The following is a 16,101-nucleotide window of genomic DNA, read 5'->3' on the forward strand; positions in this document are numbered from 1 at the left end:
TTCCGATTCCGCCGTCGGCGGCGGCAACTGAAATGAATTCCAAGCAGACTGCTAACGCTACTCAGAGTGAAGTTGCCAGCATGCCAGAGACGACTGAAAGTGCCGAAATATCGGAGAGTGACTCTCCGCGCTCACGCGGTGCTCCGTGGGACTTTGGGCGTGATTACCGTTGTAGTGCTGGTGGCGTTGATTGCCGCGGTGGTTTTGGTGCCGTTGCCGAAATGGTTGGCAGATCCGGCCAGCGGTGGCGACAGTGCGACGGTGAAACCGGTGAGCCAGACCGACCTCACCTATTATTGCCCAGCACGTATGGCGCTTTCCGACAACGGCAAATATGGTGATGCGGCTTTCCAACCCTCCGAGGGTAACGTCACCTCGTCTGCAAGATACGGGGCTTTCGGCTCGGTCTATCAGGCCACGGTGGGCGCGGTCACCAATGGCAGTGAGGCCGACGAACAGAAGCTCAAAGGCGATGACACCGTCGATGGGGCCACGGTCAAAACGTATTCGGGTTCAGTCGACAAAGGATCGACGGCATTCGAGACCCATTTACTCACAGCGAAATCTGGTACAGGTGCCGCGGCTTCAGTGGCTTCCTGGGCAAGTGAGGGTGATCTTAAAGGATTGTCAGCCTCGACTTGCGTGACGCCGGCACTCGAACAGGATTTTCTGTTGGGGCCTACCACCACGGGTGCCACTCAGCAGTTGTCCGTTGCCAATTTCTCTTCCAAGCCCACATCGCTGCAAATCCGCATCTGGAGCACCAAATATGGTACCCCGTTGCAGCTCTCCACTGGCAATATTCTCAATGTCGGGGCCAATGGCGAGGCCACACAGGAACTGTCCGCTTCTGCTCCTGGCAACGAGGCATTGTTCGTGAGTGTGACCAGCAAAGAGACCCCGATTGCCGCAGTCGTGCGAAGCGTCGAACTCAACGGATTGTCCGCCGTTGGTTCCGATTATGCCGTCCCGTTGCAATCCAGTGCGAAGAGGCAATATCTGCCTGGTCTTTCTGGCGGTGATGGGGTGAAGGTTTTGGCTCGTGCCAGGCGTTCCACGGATCTTTCCTTGTCTTGGGTAAACGGCCAGGGAACCACACAGGCGAAGACCCAGCATCTCGATGCCGGCAAGGTGTCTGTGGTTGATTTGGGACAAGCTCCACAGGATGCCATCGGGTTGCAGGCCAGTGCCGGCGAGCCGATTGACGTGGCGGCCAAAGTGACCAGAAGTGTGGGATCGGATACCGACTTCACTTATGTCGGCCCAGCCAAGGCCTCCGCTCGGTCGGCTGTTGTACTGCCGGACCATACCGACGGAGTGCTTGCGCTGATGAACATATCCGATCAGCCCGTCAAGGCGACGTTGCAGGGATACGACGCTTCGGGCAAGCCTGCAGGCAACATGGACATCGAAATTGCCGGTAATGCCGCAGTGAACGTAAAAGCCGGAGATGTTGATGCGAATGCGGTGATGTTCGTGCTCAAGAACGGCAAAAACGTTGCTATGGGTACAAGGTTGATTGAGTCGGGGAGGACCAATCCCAGTCGGCTCCACTGGCCTATCTCGCCTCTTCGGGGCTGGAACCGCAAACCATGAACGTGCGGGTCAAATCCGACGCCGGTGTTGTGCGCTAACAACGAAAGATAGGCATACCAGTATCTTGTCGATATCGTTATGCCATCTGCTGGCTTATAACTCGGTGCCGGTCCAGTCAGGGTCGATTTCTTCCGGTCGCCGTCCATACAGCTCTGCGAGCCTTGACACCAGCGCATCGCGAATGGCCCATTCAAGCTCTTCCTTGCTCGGGTGATGCATTTGCATTGGCATGCGGTAGAGGACGATGCGGGCCGGGATGCCATGGTTGGCCGCATAGCATTGTGAGGTTGCGCTACGTTCCGGTTCCCAAGGCGCAGGTGCCGAAGGCGGTACGTCCTCGACGGCGAACTGGACCGGCTTCACGAATTGCGGCCATGCCGCCAGAAGACGACGAATCTGCGAGGACACCATGTCGTCGAACATACCGCTACGGGTTCGGTAACGTGGCAAACGTGTGCCGAACATCGGTGTTCTCGGCCCGCGGCCATGACGATTTCGATAGATGTGGGTCTGCCAAGGTGGTCGCAACATGGTTCCATGCTACGGCTCGGCGTGGGCATTGCCAAGAACGAATTCGTCTGAGATGTGATGACAATCAGCGGTTTTACCGTTTCATCTCCAAGTGTCGGCACTTGCCAGTGTGTCGCGTATGCCGTCGTATTCGGTAACGGTCGTCGTACCATGAAGAGATATTGACAGGCAGTTGCCCTTGATGATGTGAACGGAGAAGTCGATGAGCGGACACACGAATGCGGTGATACCGATGTGGCGGGACTATGACCTTTCCGGCCTTGCGGGTGACGCGAAAGTGATCGCCTTCGATTTGGACAACACCTTAGCCCGTTCCAAGAAGCCTATGCACGAAGACATGGCCGTGCGTTTTTCGAAATTGTCGTCGCTGATTGACGTTGCCGTCATTACCGGCGGACGGTTCGAGCTCGCCAAAAGCCAGGTTCTAGATGTTCTTACGGCCGATGCGAGACGTGCCAATATCCATGTCATGCCGACCAGCGGCACGCGTTATTACCGGTGGCGTGATGGACAATGGCAATGTGTCTACTCCAATGATCTCGATATGGCTTACCGGAAGAGCGCGATTGCCTCCATCGAGCGTCATGCGCGTGAGCAGGGGATTTGGCTGGAGCATACGTGGGGGTCTCGCATCGAAGATCGCGGCAGCCAGATTACCTTTTCGGCTTTGGGACAGCAGGCTCCCGTTGATGCCAAGGAACGCTGGGATCCCACCAATGAGAAGAAAAACCGGCTCGCCGAGGCGGTGAGCGCCGATTTGCCTGATTTGGTGGTGCGTTCCGGTGGCTCGACCAGCATCGACATATCGGCCAGAGGCGTCGACAAGGCCTATGCCGTGCGCCGATTGTGCGACATACTGCATTGCCGGGTCGATCAGGTTGTCTTCGTAGGCGATCGTATGGACCCGGACGGCAATGACTATCCTGCGGCAACTGCCGGCACCAAGCCGATTCGCGTCGCTGGACCGCATGACACGCTTCAGGTCTGCGACCGTCTTATCGCCGCCCTTTCCTAGGAGTTGCGTGCGGCCAATTGTTGACCGATGATTCTTGACACGCCCGATATGTGCATAGCCGGTAGCGTTCGACCACAGTGTCCTGTTTTTGTCTCGTATGAAGCGTCGAATCTCTACTATCGAGGTATGGATGCTTTGATGTCGGGTTTTGGCCGCAGTGTATACGCTTGGTATGCGGCCGTTCGTAATGTGCTTCTTCCTCGTGGTTGTGCTGGCTGCGATGCTCCGGATGAAGTATTGTGCTCCTCGTGCCGTGCACTATTCACACAGGTTTGCAGCAAGGCGTCGCCGGGTGATGCGGATTGTTGTTATGCCTGCTCGTGGTATCGGGGTGTGGTTCGGCATGCCATATTGGCTTGGAAGGATCATGGTGACGAGGAATGCGATGCTGTGTTTGCCTCGTTGCTGGCTGATTCAGTGGTGCGGATTCTCCATGCCAGCCATGTTTCCACGACTCATCTTGCATTGGTTCCGGCTCCGTCATCTGTCTCTTCGATGCATCGTCGTGGTCGATGGCAGATGCTGCCTATTGCCAAAGCCATGGCGCGCGATTTGCACGGCTACGGATTCTCGGTTGTGGTGCGGCCAGTGCTGCAGCTTGAGGGTGTGCACAGCAAATCGGTGCAGGCTTCTAATGCTTCTGCTCGTTCGCGGCGCATAGCTGGGCATGTGCGAGTTGCCGAAGATTTGGTCGATGATGGTTCGTTGTTCATTGTCGTTGATGACATCGTGACAACAGGTGCCACGATGAGGCATTGCATGGATGCATTGCGTTCGGCAGGTGTCCAACGGGTCATGGGGTGCGTGTTGGCGTGTACGCCGAATCCGTCGCCTGACACCAAATGCTAAGACGATTGTTGCTGTCTAATCGGCGTGAGCCACGGCCATCTCATCCCAGCGTGTGGTGCAACGTCCGGAGAGCATCTCACGCCTCATCGTCCACGTTGCACCGGTATCCTCGTCGCCGCGTCCTTTTCCACGTATTCCGCCATAGCCAATGCCGACACGGGATGAGCCGAATTTTTGGTTGGCCTGGTCGATTATGGCACCAAGATTGTGGGTGTCGCGTTTGGCTTCGAAACCATGCAGTGTAGTGAAATCATTGGCATCTTGAAGCCCAAGCAACAGCACTCCCGCCCGAATGTAACGAGCATGGGGGTCAGCCCTGCCGTGCAATGCCTGGCATGCGGCTTTGGCGATGATCAGTGGGTCATCGCTCGGATCATGCAGCGTTGTAGTGCCGTGAAACGACTGATAGCTGTTTTCCGGGCCGAAGGGACTGGTGGCGCAGAATGCGGAGACATGCGAGCACAGACTTGACTGCCGACGCAACCGACGGCATGCCTTTTGCGCGTACACGCTTAAGGCCTGATCCATATGGGCCATGTCGGTGATCGGTGTCGAGAACATGCGGGAGCACAAGATTTCCGATTTTCGTTTGCCGTCGTTGGCGCTGGCGTCTCCAGCAATGCAGGGAATGCCATTGAGCTCCAGAACAGTGCGTTCCACGGTGATGGAGAACCGATGTCTGATGGATACCGGATCCTGTCGTTGCAGATCAAGCGCGGTGACAATACCCATCGCCTGTAGCTTCTTGGTCAGTCGTCTGCCGACGCCCCAGATGTCGCTGACTGGGATCTCGGCCAAGGCTGCGTCGCCATACTGTTGCTCAATATCGGTCCACAGACTCACCCCGCCGCTTGCGGGATGTCGTTTGGCCCAATGATTCGCTACTTTGGCTAGGGTCTTGGTTGGCGCGATGCCGATGCTTACCGGTATGCCGACGCCTTCCAGCACAGCCTTGCGCATGGCTGTCGAAACACGCACGGTCTGCCGGGCGTCCGTTGAAGGAGAGAGGAAACATTCGTCGATGGAATAAATCTCCTGTCCTGGCATGAACCGGCTCATCACCGACATCATCCGTGCCGACAAGCTGGCATACAACTCATAATTCGAACTGCGGGCCACCACACCGGTGCGTTGTGCCTCCTCGCGGATACTGAACCATGGCGTGCCTTCCTTGATGCCCAGCCGTTTCGCCTCGGCGCTTCGGGCCACCACACACCCGTCATTGTTGGAAAGTACAACGACCGGTTTTCGAGCTAAGGAAGGGTCGAAAACGCGCTCGCAAGAGGCGAAGAAACTGTTGGCATCCGCCAGTACCATAAGCGGTTGCGTCATAGCTGCTCCGTTAGCTGTTGTATTGAGGGAAGGGATAGATGGTGGCGCCGCCGGACCATCCCTGACTGCCTGCGAAGCCGGTGGTTCCGTTGGCCTTGGCGGGAGTGCTGTCGTGATATGTCGATGCTTTGCCCATGCCAGGGCGGGTGACTCCTTGTGGGGAGAACCCTAACCGTCTTGAACGGCTTTGCGCGTGGAAGTTGCCGATGACTACGCCCCAAATCACCAGTTCTTCTGCATTTTCGGGTGAAAAATCCGGGTAATGAGGGTTTTCGGGATGCAGAATCGGCGTTGATCCGCGCATGATGAGTCGTTTGACAGTCAATTCATCGTCAAGAACGGCCACCACCACATCGTTGGCCTGTGGTTCAAGCGAACGGTCGACCACCAGCAAATCGCCGTCCCAGATGCCGGCGCCTTCCATGGAATCGCCGGCCACCGTGATGATGAATGTGGTATCAGGGTTACGGATGACGTGTTCGTCGAAGCTGAAATCGCCCGCAAAATAATCCTGCGCCACGGAGGGGAATCCGGCATGAACCGCTTCAAGAGCTATAGGAACTGGTTTGGGGGCCAACGCTGAACGGAAAATCCGTGTGACCCTGCAACCTTGGTCGTGGGTGCTCTGTGTTGATACACATGCTGTCAGAGTCGTCATCTTATGCCTCACAATGATATTCGAACGTTTGTTCGAATATCATTGTGTCAAAAGGCTCTGACAACTATAAAAAGCTAGTAGCAGAACGAATGTTCGAATCTATCGAGTATATATCAGTAAACGGTGGTGTTCTTGGGGTCGTCGGTGGCGATGTGGTACTTCGGCAAGGTGATTTCGAAATCAGCGCCGCGGTTGTCGTCGACGACCTTGACATTGCCGCCATGCAGTTGCGCCGCCCAGCGAGCGATTGACAGTCCGAGGCCGGTACCGCCGGATTCGGTGCCTGGGCCGGATTTGCCTTTCACGAAGCGGCGGAAGATGTCTGCACGCGTCTCTGGCGGAATCTGCGAGCCGAAATTGACGACGTTGGTGACTACGGTGCCGTGGATTTTGTCTTCGTGGGCCTCGACCAATACCGTGGTATTGTCGGGCGAATGTTTGAGGGCGTTTGAGATGATGTTGGTGAACAGTTGGCGCAGTCTGTCTTGGTCGCCTTCGATTTCGATGGAGTCAGGCACGTGGACGTTGACGTCATGGGCATGCCCGGCATCGGCGATTTCTAGCGGTTCCAGAGTCTCATCGATGAAGTCCGCGAAATTGAACTGCTCGATGTTGAGGCTTGCGGCACCGGCCTCCATGCGTGAAAGGTCGAGCAGGAAGGCGATGAGGTCGGAAAGGCGGTGCGTCTGATTAAGGATTCCTTCAAGGTTGGCTGGAGTGGGCTCGACCACGCCGTCGGCAAGGTTTTCGAGCATCGCCTGCAGGGCGGAGACGGGGGTGCGTAGCTCATGGGAGACGTTGGCGATCATGTCACGCCGCATCTGGTCGGCATGCTGGAGTTCCTCGGCCATCTCATTGAACGAGCGGGCGAGCTGGCCCACTTCGTCATGGCTTTGGTCGCTGACCTTGACGCGTACCGTGTAATCGCCTTCGCTCATCGCCTCGGCTGCATCACGCATCTGACGCAGGGGAGAGGTTAGTCCTCGTGAGAAGAAATAGGTGATTCCCAATGCCACCACGAGTGTCAATGGCATGGCGATCCAGCCGCTCAGTCCTACTTTCAGAAGGAACCAGGCCATCACGAATGCGATGGCGGTGGCGATGACGATGATGACGCTCAGCTCGACCTTCAACGACGAGAAAAATCCGATTGGACGCTCGTTGTCCAGTATCCTCTTGTTCTTACCAGATTGATGTGTACGGTTGGTCATCGCTGTGGTCACTGAATTCTCTTGACTGTTTTTCACTGTATTCACTGGAAATGAAGCTTATATGAAAAGCAGCCCCGTAGGGCTGTTGATTTTCATTGTTGGATAGGCGATGTCGCGGCGTTACCGTCCTCGGGCGGCTCGAAGGCATAACCGACACCGTGTGCGGTACGAATCATGTCGCTGCCCAGCTTGTGGCGCAAGGCCTTGACATGCGAATCGACGGTACGGGTGCCGGAGGCGTCGGGCCAATCCCATACTTCCTCCAGCAACTTTTCGCGCTTAAACACCGACTTCGGCTTGCGTGCCAGCGTGGCCAGCAGATCGAATTCCGTAGGCGTCAGATGTACTTGCTTGCCATCCTGCGTAACGATGCGCTGACGCGGATCGATGACCAGGGAACCGAAGTCCAGCACCTTCTCGTTCTCGTTGTTCTTGGCGATGAGGGTGGCGCGTTCGACACGACGCAGCAACGCCTCGCAACGGGCGATGAGCTCGCGAGGGGAGAATGGCTTGGTCATATAGTCATCGGCTCCGGCGGAAAGCCCCATGACCTTGTCGGCTTCGGAATCACGGGCGGTCAGCATCAGCACCGGCACCGGGCGCTCGGCGATGATGCGCTTGGTGGCTTCGATGCCGTCCATGACGGGCAACATGATGTCCATGATTACCAAATCGGGCTTGATTTGGCTGGCGGCACGTACGGCGCTTGCTCCGTCACCGGCCACACGTGCGGTCCATCCGTTGGCCGTGATTCGCTGGGCGATTGCCGTGGCGAGATCGGGTTCATCCTCGACCACCAAGATGGTGCGCGGCGTCTTCTGATGTGCCGAAGTATTGAGCATGTATCCTCCGCCTTTTAAAAAATATCTCTACAAACAATCCATTATAGGTTCCGCCGCACCCAATTGGTGAAATGTCTGAGGTCTATGGCGGTTTCGCTGCGGTTTTTACGCTTTGCGACCGAGATAAACGTCCGTGGCACATGAAAAACTAAGTCAAGTTTGCCATAGTGTTCTCGGAGGTTTCATGGATTACAAAGTTGGAGACGTTGTCGTTTATCCACGTCACGGTGCAGCGAAGGTAACGGCCTTCGAACAGCGCACGGTGAAAGGCGTGACCCGCGATTATCTGCAGCTTTCCGTGCTTTCCAGCGATGGCTTGGTCATCGAGGTGCCGGTGGATAACGCCAAGAAGGTGGGCATCCGCAACATTGTCGACGGCAAGGAAGTGGCTAAGGTCTTTGAGATTCTGCGTACGCCGATCGTCGACAACGAGAAGATGAACTGGTCGCGGCGTTACAAGCTGAATGTCGAGAAGATCGCTACTGGCGAGGTCAACAAGATCGCCGAGGTCGTGCGTGACTTGGCGCAGCGCGACGTCGACGAACACGGACTTTCCGCAGGTGAGAAGCGCATGCTGACTCGTGCCCGTAATATCCTCACCTCTGAAATCGCGCTTTCCGAACATATCGAAGAGGATGAGGCCCAGCATCTGCTCGATGTGAATCTCGGTTATGCCGAGGCTAAGCCGGAAGACGCCAAGCACCATTCCAAAGCTCCTGAGGAGCCTGCCGATCAGACTTTGGCAAGGGTAGAGGCTGAAAATAAGAAAGCCAAGGAAGCCAAGAAAAAGAAGTGACGGTTCTAGCCGGCGTCGGCCGGTAGCTAAAGCCCGGTCATCTTATTAGATTTTACAATAGTTTGAGGGTCATCTCGCGATATCGAGATGACCCTCAAACTGTAATTTGTTTTCTTTTCAGTGATGACGTAGCGCCTCAACACCTTTGGCGATGACCCAGAAAAGCGTCGAGATGGTGACGATGATGAAGCTCGGGGAGCCGGGAACATCGCCGAAAGCACGAGCCCGCCCCAAATCGAGATCAGGCACAGCACGCTGGAAAGCACCATCGAACGTAGCGGGGTACTGGTCAGGATATTCGCTGTGGCCGCAGGGGTCACGACCAACGCGAAGATCAGCAGTGTGCCGACGGCAGGCACTGCGATGGTGATGACGCCCGCCATGATGGCCATGAACAGTACGTTCATCACGCCGATCGGCACACCCTTGGCCTGCGCTACCTGTTCGTCTAAAGAGCTAAAGAGCAGCGGTCGGTAGACTACAGCCATCACCGCCAGCAACAATATGTCGAAAATCGCGAAGCCCAACACCTGATCATCTGTGATGGTCAGAATCGAACCGAAAAGAATGGCCTGCATCTGCTGTGAGGCTGAGCTCGACATACGTGAGAAGAAAAGGCCCAGACCGGTGGCAAAGGCGAGTACGGTGCCGGTGGCGATTTCGCGTTGTGAGGCTTTCTTGCCCAGTGCGCCGATGACCAAAGCGCCGCCGAGTGCGAAGATGCCGAGTCCGAGTGAGACCGGGAGTCCAAGCAGAACCGCGCCTGTGGCTCCAGGCAAGCCTATGTGCGCCAGAGCGTGAGCGGCGAAGGTCGAGTGGCGGGCGATGGTGAAATAGCCCATCACTCCTGCGGCCAAGGCGATGCACAGGCCGGCGATGAACGCGTTGTGCATGAACGGTACGGAAAGTATCTGCAGCCAATCATGGTTGAATTCGAAATGTATGTTGCTCATCGTCTGCCTTCTTGCCGTTTGCTGGATTGCTCGACATCCGTCTGCATGGGTTCTTTATGCTCCGTGTTTGCGTCGTTTATGTCTTTCCGCTCTTTATCTGTTTGTCTCGTTGAGCGGTGATGTGCGCGCGAAAGTACCTTTTCGAAATGCCGTGGTGTTTCGCCGCTGAAGGCAACATTACGGCGTTCGGTGTCGTTGGCCGATGGATTGGCTTTGCCGTGATGATGGAAACCGGCCACTTCGGACGGTTTGTGAATGTCCGGCGTGACGTCGTCGGGTTCGTCCGGGCCGGGGGTGACGAACATATCGCCCTGTGGAGTGGTGACCACTTGGACTTTCGTTCCATAAAGATGGGTGAGCAGATCGGCGTCAAGAACCTCGTTCATCTTTGCATAATGTGGGTGTCCGTCGAGCAGATAGACCGCCCCGTCAAGGATGGGCAGCAACATGTTGAGGTCGTGGGCCACCACTTGGATAGTCATGCCCATCTCGTGATTGAGCTTGGCCAGCACGTGCACTGTCTCGCGCTGAGCTGCAAGATCGAGGTTGGCCAGGGGCTCATCAAGCATCAGCAGCTTTGGGCCGCTTACCAACGCCTGCGCGATGGCGACGCGCTGGCGCAGACCACCCGAAAGTTCGGAAAGCCGATAGTGGCGCTTGTCGTCGACTCCGGTGAAGGCCATCGCCTCGCGCGCTTGCGCCCTCTGCGCCTTGGTGGTGGGGTGAATGCCGAATTGCGTTCCCGTAAGTCCCAGCAATACGGATTGTTCGGCGGTGAGGTTGGATTCGATATCACTGGCGTAGTTTTGCGGCACATAGCCGATAAGATGATTGGTGGTGCCTGCAGGTCCGCCGAGCACGGTGAGACTGCCGGTATACAACGGCAACAGGCCGAGTTCCGCTTTCATCATCGTGGTCTTGCCAGCGCCGTTTGTACCTACGATGGCAGTGATGGAGCCTGAGGGAATCGAAAAGCTGCCATGTTGCCAGATGACTCTTTCGCTACGTTTGATGCCGGCATCTTCGAAAACCAGGGCCGGTTCGTCGCTAGAAGTCGCGATTTGCTGCAATCTTTCGACTTGCGTTTGTTGTGCCATAATCGTCTTTCCGCCTGTCAGGGATATTCGAAAATAGGTAGTAATGTAATATTTACAGTATAATTGAAATTGAGAATCATTCTCAATTAAAGGTGTGATTGTTCCTTAAGCGAAAGTACAAGTTGAGTACTGTTTATTTGTGAAGGGCTTCTGCTCTTATACCATCAATGGCGAGTTAACAATAATTACGTGCTCATGCCGATGTTTTCGGCTTCAACTGTTCTGTGTGTTTGCGATGTGAGGTAGTGCAATGCGTGGCTCAAAGTGTGCTTTTTGTTTGCTTTGAACCACGCATCGGTAGGGGAATAATCATTGAGCGAACCGGATTCGGTTGCGACCGATTATTTGCCTGGATCGGTCTGGCCCTCATTCGAAGGTACCGAGCTATTGTCCGAGGTTGAAGGTGTCTGCTGGCTGGAGTTCGTGCTGGTGCCAGGTTGCTCAGACTGCCCAGATTGTTCAGAGCCATTGCCATCGCTGCCTGTGTCCACTTTCTGATGGTTGGCTTCACTGGCCTTGAAATCCGCCATAGCCTTGTCAATGCTCTTCACGAGCGTCGTGATCCAGCCGGTGAGTGTGGTCTGGTCCTGAGGCATCTGCTCGCTGACGTCGACAACGGGCACTTCGGTGCGTCCGGCCGTTCCGGTGAGCAGGTTGGTGGTGTTACTGGCCTCTTGCGTGTTGTTGATGAGCAGATTGACATCGCGCCCGGAAATCAGGTGCTGGAATTTCTGCAGATCGCTCGGGGCGGGTTCGCCCTCGGAACTTACCGATTGCGTATAACCTTTAGGAGTTTTGTCGGCGAAGCCGAGATCGTCCATCAGATAATAGGCGACCGGTTCGGTGGCGCCGTATGTGGCGTCTTTGTGCTGTTGCGAGAATTCCTTCATAGAAGTTTCAAGCTTGGTTTCGTTGGCTTGCCAGGTCTTCAATCGTGCGGCGAATTGCTTGGCTTTGGCAGGTCGCGCCTTGGCGAAAACGTCTTCGAGCTCTTCGGCTGTGGCTTTGCGTGCCTCCTTGGAGAACCAGAGGTGGGGATTGTCGCCGGTACTCGCGCCCACGGTCGTTGCCGCCGAAACGCTGGTGGTGCCCTTGGCGATGGATTTGCTGGCCCAGCTGTCGTATCCGGCGCCGTTGACCAACACGATTTCTGCGCTTTGCAGCTTGGCCATGTCGGCGGTTTGAGGCTCGAAATCATGGGCGTCCACGGAAACGGTGTTGACGATCGAGGTCACGTTGACATCGGATCCGCCGATTTCCTTGGCCAGCGTTCCCCATTGATTGATTGATGCGACCACCTTGATCGGCCCGTCCGCCGATTGTTTGCTGGTGTCGCTCTGGTTTGAGGAATGGGATTGTGAATCGTTGCCGGCTCCACAGGCTGCAAATCCGAACATCATGCACAGCGCACCAAGCAGTGCCATGGCTTTTTTGGTTCGTCCGATTCGTTTCATGCTGTTACCCCCTTGTCGCGTTGCCTCCGCTTTGTGTGTATTCCAGTATAACGATACAGAAACACTTCGAAAATGAAAATCATTTTCAATTAAAGATAGAGTCACCTGTTGACGGTGTTGTCAGCGAGGCAAAGTTGGAAATCTCACCGGATTTATCAGATTGCAATGGAGAAATATTGAACCATTCCAAGGTGGTGAACGAATGTAATAGGTGAATCTACCTAACAGTGATAAACGGCTATAACCAAGGAGTATGACGGAGAAGGGGACACGCCCGTATCTGACGGCAGATGTAACCGTACAATTTAGGGGTATGACTATCTGCTGCACAATCTGGGCGCGGAAAGCAACAAGACGATATATATGTATGAAGGAAAAGTATGACTGACGCGGAACGTGCTCCTCTCAAACTCGACGGGAAGGCCGTTGCAGCGGCAATCAAGCAAGATCTGAGTCGGCGCGTGGAGCGGCTCAAGGCTCAAGGTGTCGAGCCCGGGTTGGGCACCATCCTCGTGGGGAACGATGTTGGTTCACACAAATATGTGGCCGGGAAACATAAAGATTGTGCCGAAGTCGGTATCGCCTCGATTGCGGTCGAGTTGCCTGAAACGGCCAACGAGCAGGAGATCATCGATGCTGTCGAACGGCTCAACGCCGATCCGAAATGCACTGGGTATATCGTCCAATTGCCGCTGCCCAAGGGCATCGATGCCAACAAGGTCATTGCTCATGTCGACCCGGCTAAGGACGCCGATGGCATGCACCCGGCTAATCTGGGTGAGCTTGTCATGCATATCGACGGCAGGAATCCTGCTCCTCAGCCCTGCACGCCACGCGGCATCATCACGTTGCTGAATCATTACGATATCGATCTGAACGGAAAGGACGTCTGCGTCGTCGGCCGAGGTATCACCGTTGGTCGCACCATTGGCCTGATGCTTACCGCGAAAAACGTCAATGCCACCGTGACATCGTGCCATACCGGAACCAAAAACATCCAAGATCACCTACGTCGGGCTGATGTCATTGTTGCTGCCGTTGGCCGAGCTGGATTTGTGCGCCCTGAAGATGTGAAGCCGGGAGCTGTTTTGGTGGACGTCGGCGTATCGCGAATCTATGACGAAGAGGCCGGGCGCTATCGTGTCCGCGGTGACATCGATAAGACCTGTCATTCCTTGAGTTCCGCCTATACCCCGAATCCGGGGGAGTGGGACCGATGACCCGCGCGATGCTGTTGGCGAACGTCGTAGAGATGGCTGAACGGCAGCTTGACTGAGATGCTTGCGACACGCCCGGATTTTCTGTGACACTTTGGCTAGGGCGACTAGTAATCTTATGACTTGCGTGGCCGAAAGGTCACCAATATAACTTAATTAGGTAATATCCATCCAACTAATAACAAAGAAACCACGTTTAATGGCAGAGAACAATAACGAAGTCACCAAGGTCGCGATCAACGATATCGGCACCGAAGAAGACTTCATCAAGGCAGTCGATTCCACTATCAAGAATTTTGATGATGGTGATCTGGTTGAGGGCACCGTCGTCAAGGTCGATCACGACGAAGTGTTGCTCGACATCGGCTACAAGACCGAGGGTGTCATTCCCTCCCGCGAACTTTCCATCAAGAAGGATGTCAATCCTGACGAAGTCGTTGAAGTCGGCGACACCGTCGAAGCCCTTGTCGTTACCAAGGAAGACAAGGAAGGACGTCTTATCCTGTCCAAGAAGCGTGCCCAGTATGAGCGCGCCTGGGGCGATATCGAGAAGATCAAGAACGACGACGGCGTTGTCGAAGGCACCGTCATCGAAGCTGTCAAGGGCGGCCTGATCGTCGACATCGGCCTGCGTGGCTTCCTGCCTGCTTCGCTCGTTGAGATGCGTCGTGTCCGCGATCTCTCGCCGTACATCGGCCAGAAGATCAAGGCCAAGATCCTTGAGCTCGACAAGAACCGCAACAATGTGGTGCTCTCCCGTCGCCAGTATCTTGAGGAGACCCAGTCCGAGGTCCGTGAGACCTTCCTGGCTCAGCTCAAGAAGGGCCAGATCCGTGAAGGCACTGTTTCCTCCATCGTCAACTTCGGCGCATTCGTCGATCTCGGCGGGGTGGACGGCCTCATTCACGTTTCCGAGCTTTCCTGGAAGCACATCGATCATCCGTCCGAGGTCGTCAAGGTCGGCGACAAGGTCACCGTCGAGGTGCTCGATGTCGACATGGATCGCGAGCGTATCTCGCTGTCCCTCAAGGCGACGCAGGAAGATCCGTGGCAGCGCTTCGCACGCACCCACGTTCCCGGACAGATTGTCAAGGGCAAGGTCACCAAGATCGTGCAGTTCGGTGTGTTCGTTTCCGTCGAAGATGGCATCGAGGGCCTGGTCCACATTTCCGAGCTGGCCAACCGTCACGTCGACAACCCGGAGACCGTCGTCAAGCAGGGCGAAGAGATCTTCGTCAAGGTCATCGACGTCGATCTCGATCGTCGCCGTATCTCCCTGTCGCTCAAGCAGGCCAACGACTCCGTCGATCCGTCCAGCGAGGACTTCGATCCGGCGCTCTACGGTATGCCCGCCGATTACGACGAGGATGGCAACTACAAGTACCCCGAAGGCTTCGACCCGCAGACCAACGAATGGATCGCTGGCTACGAGAAGCAGCGCGAGGAGTGGGAGAACCAGTATGCGGCCGCTCACGATTTGTGGGAGCAGCATAAGGAGTTCGTTGCCAAGGAAATCGAAGGCGCAGAGGAATCCGCTGCCGAGGATGGCCAGGGTGCAAACGCGCATGCTGAAAAGGCTGTCGAAGAGTCCACTAAGTACTCCTCGGAGAACGAGTCCGAAGGCACGCTTGCCGGTTCCGACAAGCTCGCCGCTCTTCGTGAGGAACTCCTCAAGGAGAAGAAGTGAGATCACTTCCGGTGATTTCACGGTGATTTCGTGAGATGGGTCGGCATAGGCTTTAGGTCTATGCCGACCTTCTTGTTTCTTGTCACAATTTGGATATCGAGGGACAGATGAGAATCGGATTGACCGGTGGCATCGCGGCAGGCAAAAGCACCGTTGACGCCCATCTCAAGAAACGTGGGGCTTATCTTATCGATTATGACCAGCTTGCACGTGAAGTGGTCGCGCCGGGCAGTGAGGGTATCCGCGAAATCGTTGAGGAGTTTGGCCCAGAAGCGATGCAATCCGATGGGTCGCTTAATCGTAAGTGGATGGCAGACCATGTATTTTCGCCGCAGGCTGCTCCTGACGCCAAACAGAGGCTTGACGATATCGAACATCCGCTGATTTACCGGCGTGCTCGGGAACTTGAAAAACAGATTGCGGAACGGTCTTCTTCGAATCCTGTGATTGTTCACGATGTGCCTCTATTGGCCGAGGTCATCGATACCATTCCATTTCAATTCGACCACATTCTTACCGTTGAGGCACCTGAGGAAACTCGCATCCAGCGGATGATGAATACGCGAGGGATGAGTCGCGAGCAGGCTGAAGGCCGGATACGCCATCAGACAACCCGTGAACAGCGTGAGGCAATAGCCGATGTGGTCATTGATTCAACGCAACCAATCGAACAAATGTTCGAGCATCTTGATATGCTGTTCGCACAATGGCAGTGAACGGTGAAGGATTCGCATAAAGTAAAATATGGGTATCTGGCTCAATGGTTGTGAATAAGCCTTCGAGCTGAAACGGCAAGATTTCCGTATTCGGGTTCGACCACGGAGATACCAGAGAAGCGCAGGCTGGCGAAAGGAATCGAGACA

Annotated in this window: 12 protein-coding genes and 3 pseudogenes; 7 read left to right on the top strand and 8 right to left on the bottom strand. The window is 55.5% G+C overall.

The features are described from left to right. Positions 1-159 precede the first annotated feature (159 nt). Positions 160-1,596, top strand: a complete 1,437-nt coding sequence (locus OZX57_RS03515) for a DUF5719 family protein (protein ID WP_277162729.1) — start codon at positions 160-162, stop codon at positions 1,594-1,596. A gap of 93 nt (positions 1,597-1,689) precedes the next feature. Here the strand turns inward: OZX57_RS03515 and OZX57_RS03520 are convergent, their stop codons facing one another. Next, entirely contained in the window at positions 1,690-2,127 is a 438-nt protein-coding gene (locus OZX57_RS03520; RefSeq protein ID WP_277162730.1) for a metallopeptidase family protein, read from the bottom strand. Positions 2,128-2,359: 232 nt separating this feature from the next. On the opposite strand from OZX57_RS03520, the gene OZX57_RS03525 reads away from it, so the two are divergent. After that, a complete protein-coding gene (locus tag OZX57_RS03525; RefSeq protein ID WP_277162925.1) occupies positions 2,360-3,142 on the top strand; it encodes an HAD-IIB family hydrolase in 783 nt (260 codons plus the stop codon). 333 nt (positions 3,143-3,475) lie between these two features. Further along, positions 3,476-3,991: a phosphoribosyltransferase family protein gene (locus OZX57_RS03530; protein WP_277162731.1), complete on the top strand. Its 516-nt coding sequence runs from the start codon at positions 3,476-3,478 to the stop codon at positions 3,989-3,991. Between the two features lie 15 nt (positions 3,992-4,006). On the opposite strand, the gene OZX57_RS03535 is transcribed toward OZX57_RS03530, so the two are convergent. From OZX57_RS03535 to OZX57_RS03550, 4 genes are all read right to left on the bottom strand, one after another. Continuing rightward, positions 4,007-5,323, bottom strand: a complete 1,317-nt coding sequence (locus tag OZX57_RS03535) for a Y-family DNA polymerase (RefSeq protein ID WP_277162732.1) — start codon at positions 5,321-5,323, stop codon at positions 4,007-4,009. Positions 5,324-5,333: 10 nt separating this feature from the next. Next, complete coding sequence (locus OZX57_RS03540; protein ID WP_277162733.1) at positions 5,334-5,981, bottom strand: S24 family peptidase; 648 nt, start codon at positions 5,979-5,981, stop codon at positions 5,334-5,336. A gap of 113 nt (positions 5,982-6,094) precedes the next feature. After that, positions 6,095-7,192, bottom strand: a complete 1,098-nt coding sequence (locus tag OZX57_RS03545; protein WP_277162926.1) for a HAMP domain-containing sensor histidine kinase — start codon at positions 7,190-7,192, stop codon at positions 6,095-6,097. A gap of 92 nt (positions 7,193-7,284) precedes the next feature. Continuing rightward, complete coding sequence (locus OZX57_RS03550) at positions 7,285-8,034, bottom strand: response regulator transcription factor (RefSeq protein WP_277162734.1); 750 nt, start codon at positions 8,032-8,034, stop codon at positions 7,285-7,287. Positions 8,035-8,218: 184 nt separating this feature from the next. Between OZX57_RS03550 and OZX57_RS03555 the strand changes: the two genes are divergently transcribed. Next, entirely contained in the window at positions 8,219-8,830 is a 612-nt protein-coding gene (locus OZX57_RS03555; protein WP_277162735.1) for a CarD family transcriptional regulator, read from the top strand. Between the two features lie 117 nt (positions 8,831-8,947). On the opposite strand, the pseudogene OZX57_RS03560 reads toward OZX57_RS03555, so the two are convergent. The 3 genes and pseudogenes from OZX57_RS03560 to OZX57_RS03570 form a co-directional block, all read right to left on the bottom strand. Further along, positions 8,948-9,783, bottom strand: a pseudogene (locus OZX57_RS03560) (metal ABC transporter permease). A gap of 218 nt (positions 9,784-10,001) precedes the next feature. Continuing rightward, positions 10,002-10,880: pseudogene (locus OZX57_RS03565) on the bottom strand (ABC transporter ATP-binding protein); the annotation flags it as partial. Between the two features lie 341 nt (positions 10,881-11,221). Then, complete coding sequence (locus tag OZX57_RS03570; protein WP_277162736.1) at positions 11,222-12,334, bottom strand: zinc ABC transporter substrate-binding protein; 1,113 nt, start codon at positions 12,332-12,334, stop codon at positions 11,222-11,224. A gap of 380 nt (positions 12,335-12,714) precedes the next feature. Between OZX57_RS03570 and OZX57_RS03575 the strand changes: the two are divergent. From OZX57_RS03575 to coaE, 3 genes and pseudogenes are all read left to right on the top strand, one after another. Continuing rightward, a pseudogene (locus OZX57_RS03575) lies at positions 12,715-13,610 on the top strand (bifunctional methylenetetrahydrofolate dehydrogenase/methenyltetrahydrofolate cyclohydrolase). Between the two features lie 140 nt (positions 13,611-13,750). Further along, positions 13,751-15,238, top strand: coding sequence for a 30S ribosomal protein S1 (rpsA, locus tag OZX57_RS03580; RefSeq protein WP_277162737.1), 1,488 nt, complete (start codon positions 13,751-13,753; stop codon positions 15,236-15,238). A gap of 107 nt (positions 15,239-15,345) precedes the next feature. Beyond that, a complete protein-coding gene (coaE, locus tag OZX57_RS03585; RefSeq protein WP_277162738.1) occupies positions 15,346-15,954 on the top strand; it encodes a dephospho-CoA kinase in 609 nt (202 codons plus the stop codon). Positions 15,955-16,101: the final 147 nt, after the last annotated feature.

This window comes from Bifidobacterium sp. ESL0682, assembly GCF_029392815.1.
In the GTDB taxonomy this organism is placed as follows: domain Bacteria; phylum Actinomycetota; class Actinomycetes; order Actinomycetales; family Bifidobacteriaceae; genus Bifidobacterium.

Bases quoted from the DNA above. Each gene is read 5' to 3' on its own strand.
- OZX57_RS03535 (WP_277162732.1), bottom strand. From the start codon at position 5,323: ATGACGCAACCGCTTATGGTACTGGCGGATGCCAACAGTTTCTTCGCC.
- coaE (WP_277162738.1), top strand. From the start codon at position 15,346: ATGAGAATCGGATTGACCGGTGGCATCGCGGCAGGCAAAAGCACCGTT.
- OZX57_RS03545 (WP_277162926.1), bottom strand. From the start codon at position 7,192: ATGACCAACCGTACACATCAATCTGGTAAGAACAAGAGGATACTGGAC.
- OZX57_RS03570 (WP_277162736.1), bottom strand. From the start codon at position 12,334: ATGAAACGAATCGGACGAACCAAAAAAGCCATGGCACTGCTTGGTGCG.
- OZX57_RS03525 (WP_277162925.1), top strand. From the start codon at position 2,360: ATGTGGCGGGACTATGACCTTTCCGGCCTTGCGGGTGACGCGAAAGTG.
- rpsA (WP_277162737.1), top strand. From the start codon at position 13,751: ATGGCAGAGAACAATAACGAAGTCACCAAGGTCGCGATCAACGATATC.
- OZX57_RS03540 (WP_277162733.1), bottom strand. From the start codon at position 5,981: ATGACGACTCTGACAGCATGTGTATCAACACAGAGCACCCACGACCAA.
- OZX57_RS03550 (WP_277162734.1), bottom strand. From the start codon at position 8,034: ATGCTCAATACTTCGGCACATCAGAAGACGCCGCGCACCATCTTGGTG.
- OZX57_RS03555 (WP_277162735.1), top strand. From the start codon at position 8,219: ATGGATTACAAAGTTGGAGACGTTGTCGTTTATCCACGTCACGGTGCA.
- OZX57_RS03520 (WP_277162730.1), bottom strand. From the start codon at position 2,127: ATGTTGCGACCACCTTGGCAGACCCACATCTATCGAAATCGTCATGGC.